This window comes from Halorubrum sp. AJ67 (assembly GCF_000513435.1).
In genome coordinates, this window is sequence record NZ_CBVY010000009.1 from 92,322 (window position 1) to 96,409 (window position 4,088).

At 70.0% G+C, this 4,088-nt stretch carries 5 protein-coding genes; 4 read left to right on the plus strand and 1 reads right to left on the minus strand.

All coding sequences use genetic code 11. The features are described 5' to 3' along the window. Position 1: 1 nt before the first annotated feature. Positions 2-169 carry a hypothetical protein gene (locus BN903_RS16750; protein WP_154018104.1) on the minus strand — a complete coding sequence of 56 codons (168 nt, stop codon included), beginning with the start codon at positions 167-169 and terminating at the stop codon, positions 2-4. A 171-nt stretch (positions 170-340) separates the two neighbouring features. On the opposite strand from BN903_RS16750, the gene BN903_RS09315 reads away from it, so the two are divergent. The 4 genes from BN903_RS09315 (at position 341) to BN903_RS09330 (ending at position 3,865) form a co-directional block, all read left to right on the plus strand. Continuing rightward, complete coding sequence (locus tag BN903_RS09315; RefSeq protein WP_048077468.1) at positions 341-1,147, plus strand: DUF2103 domain-containing protein; 807 nt, start codon at positions 341-343, stop codon at positions 1,145-1,147. Positions 1,148-1,291: 144 nt separating this feature from the next. After that, entirely contained in the window at positions 1,292-1,990 is a 699-nt protein-coding gene (locus BN903_RS09320) for a LysE family translocator (protein ID WP_048077469.1), read from the plus strand. Positions 1,991-2,079: 89 nt separating this feature from the next. Continuing rightward, positions 2,080-3,132 (plus strand): NAD(P)-dependent glycerol-1-phosphate dehydrogenase, encoded by a 1,053-nt coding sequence (locus BN903_RS09325; RefSeq protein ID WP_048077470.1) that lies wholly within the window; start codon positions 2,080-2,082, stop codon positions 3,130-3,132. A 73-nt stretch (positions 3,133-3,205) separates the two neighbouring features. Next, on the plus strand, positions 3,206-3,865 hold the full coding sequence (locus BN903_RS09330) for a DUF420 domain-containing protein (RefSeq protein ID WP_048077471.1): 660 nt from the start codon (positions 3,206-3,208) through the stop codon (positions 3,863-3,865). Positions 3,866-4,088: the final 223 nt, after the last annotated feature.

Consider the following 4,088-nt stretch of genomic DNA (forward strand, 5'->3'; position numbering starts at 1 on the left):
CCTATCCCCCTGTGTGCCTTGCCTCCCACGACTCGACGAACACCCCGACGAGCACCGCGACCATCGCCCACGCGGCGATCGCGTTGGTGCGGCCGCCGCGGACCAGCCGGGCCAGCCGGTCCTCGACGGTCTCTTCGTCCGGGTTTCTGTCGGGCCGCGAGTCGTTCATACCGCGTTTCGACGCCGGGGACACTAATATGGGTTGCTCCCTGCGGTCGCGGCGGATGCCCTCTCCGCGACGAACCTACGGACGCCCTCTCTCCGCGACGAACCCGCGGACGTCCTCGTTCCGCGACGCCCACAACGGACGCCCTTTTANCTCGCACGCCCCTGGTCCGCTATGAACTGCCGGCGGTGTGGCACCCCGATCGAGAANCCGGGGGACTACTGTCTGACCTGCAACACCGCCAACGCCGACGCGGTCGTCGCCGAGTTCGAGAGCGACCGCGCGCACCTGACGATACTCGACGAGGACGCGGTCGTCGGCCAGACGACGGTCACCACGCGCCCGGAAGAGGGCGAGCGGCTGAGCGAGGTCCAGCTCCGGAACTTCGCCGGCCGCGTCGCCGACGAGATCCGATGGAAGCGCCCCGAGACCGTCTACGCAGCCGGCGAGCGTGCGCCGCTCCGCGAGACGCGCGCGCAGCTCCACCACGAGTTCTACCGCGTCCCAGACGGCGGTTCGAGCGGCCGACGCGGCGAATCGACCGCGAACGGCACGCGCGACGGCGGCGCTCGGGAAGACGGGGAAGACGTGAGTCCGGTCGTCGCGTGGGTCCTCGACCGCAGGGGCGACCGGTCGCTGGCGGTGGTCGAGACGCCGCCGCGGGAGAAGATCGGCGGGTCCCACTCGACGCTCATCGGCGACCGCAAGGGCCGGAAGGCCGTCCAGACCGTCGCGGAACACCCGCACGTCAAGAAGATCGTTCCCGGCCCCATCGACGCCGGCGGCACCGGGTCGCGGACGGGGCTCCGAGCGAAGGCGACGCGCGCGGGGACCAACGGAAACGTCCGGCTCCTCTTACGGGACGGCTCCAGCGTCCAAGAGAACCGGATCGTCACCACGGCGATGGACCGCGAGACCGGCGAGCGGGTCCGCGAGGACCTCAACGAGGCGCTCCGCGACGCCGAGCTTCAGGACGCGTAGTCGGAACGTCCCCCCGCTCGGGCCGATCGCCGTGTCCACATCCGTCCGTCGATGCGCCGATCTCGGGCGTACGGCCCGGAACCCACCGCTATCGACCGCCTCTCTGTCGCGGGGTTTTTCACGAAACCGGGCGTTTCGAGCGGTGTGAGTAGCTTCGTCACGCTCGGCGCGGGCGTCGTCTTCGGACTGGCGCTCGCGGCCCCGCCCGGCCCGATGAACGCGGTGATCGCCGAGGAGTCGGTCCTCCGGGGTCGGCTCGCCGGGGTCAGGGCCGGTCTCGGAGCCGCGACGGCCGACGCGATCTTCTTCGTTCTCGCGTACGTCGGCGTCGTCGCGGTCGTGGAGTCGTTCCCGCTGTTACAGGGCTTCATGGTCGCGGTCGGCGGCGTCTTGATGCTGTACTTCGCCGTCGATGCGGCGCGGGGCGCGCGAGCGTCGTTCCGCCCGACTGAGAGCGAGGAGCCGGTCGTCGCGGAGGGGAAGGGGTTCCGCAAGGCGCTGGTGCTCGCCCTGACGAACCCGTACCAGGTGCTGTTCTGGCTGACCATCGGCGTCGGACTCCTCCAGCCCGGCGAGCTCGACGTCCTCGCCCGGCTCCCCGTCGTCGGCGCTGACCTCGCCGGGACGTTCGTCGTCGCCACCGGATCGCCCGCGCTCATCGTCGGCTTCTTCCTCGGCGTGTTGCTCTGGGTCACCGGGTTCCCGACCGGACTCGTCGCCGCGGAGCGCCGGATCGAGACGTTCGCGCCGGTCGTCGCCGTCGGCTCCGCCGTCGTGCTCGCCGGCTTCGGCGTCTACTTCCTCTACGACGCGGCGACGACGCTCTCGGCGCTGGCCGCCTGAGTTGAACGCGAGAGGCCGAGTCGGCCGACATCTGGGTTCCCCCGACCGACATGGACAACGGCTTTGCCCCGTCGGCGCGACCGACCCGTATGTTCGAGAAGACGACGTGGATCAAGCTCCCGCGGAACGTCCTCGTGGGACACGACGTCCTCGACGACCTCGGAGAGGCGGTCGGCGACCTCTACCTCACGGGACGGCCGCTGATCGTGACCAGCCCGACGCCGAACGAGATCGCCGGCGACCGCGTCCGGGCGCAGTTCGACGACCCCGCGACAGCCGTCGTCGAGGAGGCCTCCTTCGCGGCCGTCGAGGAGCTGAAAGAGACCGCGGAGGCGGTCGACCCCGGCTACCTGATAGCGCTGGGCGGCGGGAAGCCGATCGACATCGCGAAGATGGCCGCCGACCACCTCGACGTCGGCTTCGTCTCCGTCCCGACGGTCGCCTCCCACGACGGGATCGTCTCCGGTCGGTCGTCGATCCCCGAGGGCGACACGCGCCACTCGGTCGCCGCCGACCCGCCGCTCGCCGTCGTCGCGGACACGACGCTGATCGCGGACGCGCCGTGGCGGCTCACCACCGCGGGCTGTGCGGACATCATCTCCAACTACACCGCCGTGAAGGACTGGCGGCTCGCCCGTCGCCTGCGAAACGTCGAGTACAGCGAGTACGCGGGCGCGCTCTCGGAGATGACCGCGGAGCTGCTCGTCGAGAACGCCGACATGATTCGGCCGGGGTTAGAGGAGTCGGCGTGGGTGGTCGTGAAGGCGCTCGTCTCCTCGGGCGTCGCGATGTCCATCGCCGGCTCCTCGCGGCCCGCCTCCGGCGCGGAACACCTCATCTCCCACCAGCTCGACCGCATCGCACCCGGGAAGGCGCTCCACGGCCACCAGGTCGGCGTCGCGTCGATCATGACCGAGTACCTCCACAGCGGCGAGAACGGCCGGTGGAACGCCATCCGCGACGCGCTCGCCGAACTCGACGCCCCGACGACGGCGGGCGAACTTGGGATCGACGACGCGGAGCTGATCGCAGCCCTGACGAGCGCCCACGAGATCCGCGACCGCTACACGATCCTCCAAGGTGGGATCAACGAGGAGGCCGCGATCGAGGTCGCGACCGCGACCGGCGTCATCGGCGACTGAGTCCTGACTGCCCGGTTCCGGCGACGGGGACCAGCCTCGAAAGGCCAATAACGCTCCCGAGAGTACGTCGGGTATGTCCACCGCCAGCGTCCGCGACAGGGCCGCGGAACACCCCACTGCGATAACCGTCCTCCTCACGATCGTCGGCTACGGGGCCGTCGGTGGCGTGTTCCTCGTCCCCGAGTTCCAAGCGCTGTTCCCGACGCTCACGCAGGGGACCGTCGACCTCCTCGCGCACGCCATCGCCGCCGTCAACACCGTCACCGTACTCTCCCTCTCGCTCGGGTGGTACTGGATCCGCAACGACGAGGTGAAGAAACACGCCGCGGCGATGACGACGTCGTTCGTCCTCATCCTCCTCTTCCTCGCGATGTACCTCCCGAAGGTCGCGGGCGGCGGCACCAAGGAGTTCGTGCTGGACTCGACGTACGCGTGGGTCCCGCTGTGGGACTGGGTGTACCCGGCGTACTTGGTCATGCTCGCGATCCACATCGTCCTCTCCGTGGTTTCGGTGCCCGTCGTCCTCTACGCCATCGTCCTCGGACTCACCCACACGGAGCAGGAACTGCGCACCGAGACGCCGCACCGCCGCGTCGGTCGGATCGCCGCGAGCGCGTGGATCCTCTCGCTCGCGCTCGGCGTCGTCACCTACCTCCTCTTGAACCACCTGTACGACTCGACGTTCGCGGCCGCCGAGGCCGCGACGGTCCTCCTGCCGGCCGTTCCGGTCTGACGGCCCGGGGATGCCGGTCTGACAACACGGGGATGCCGGTCTGACAACACGGGGATGCCGGTCTGACGGCCCGGGTTCTCATCGCGCTCCGCGGGGCGGTCCCGGTCGCCCCCGCCGACACCGCAACGTTTGACCCGCGGCCGCGACACTTCCACCCATGACCGACTGGATCGGCGAGACGTTCACGAGCGACGCGGGCTGGAACCACCTCCTCGACTTGGTC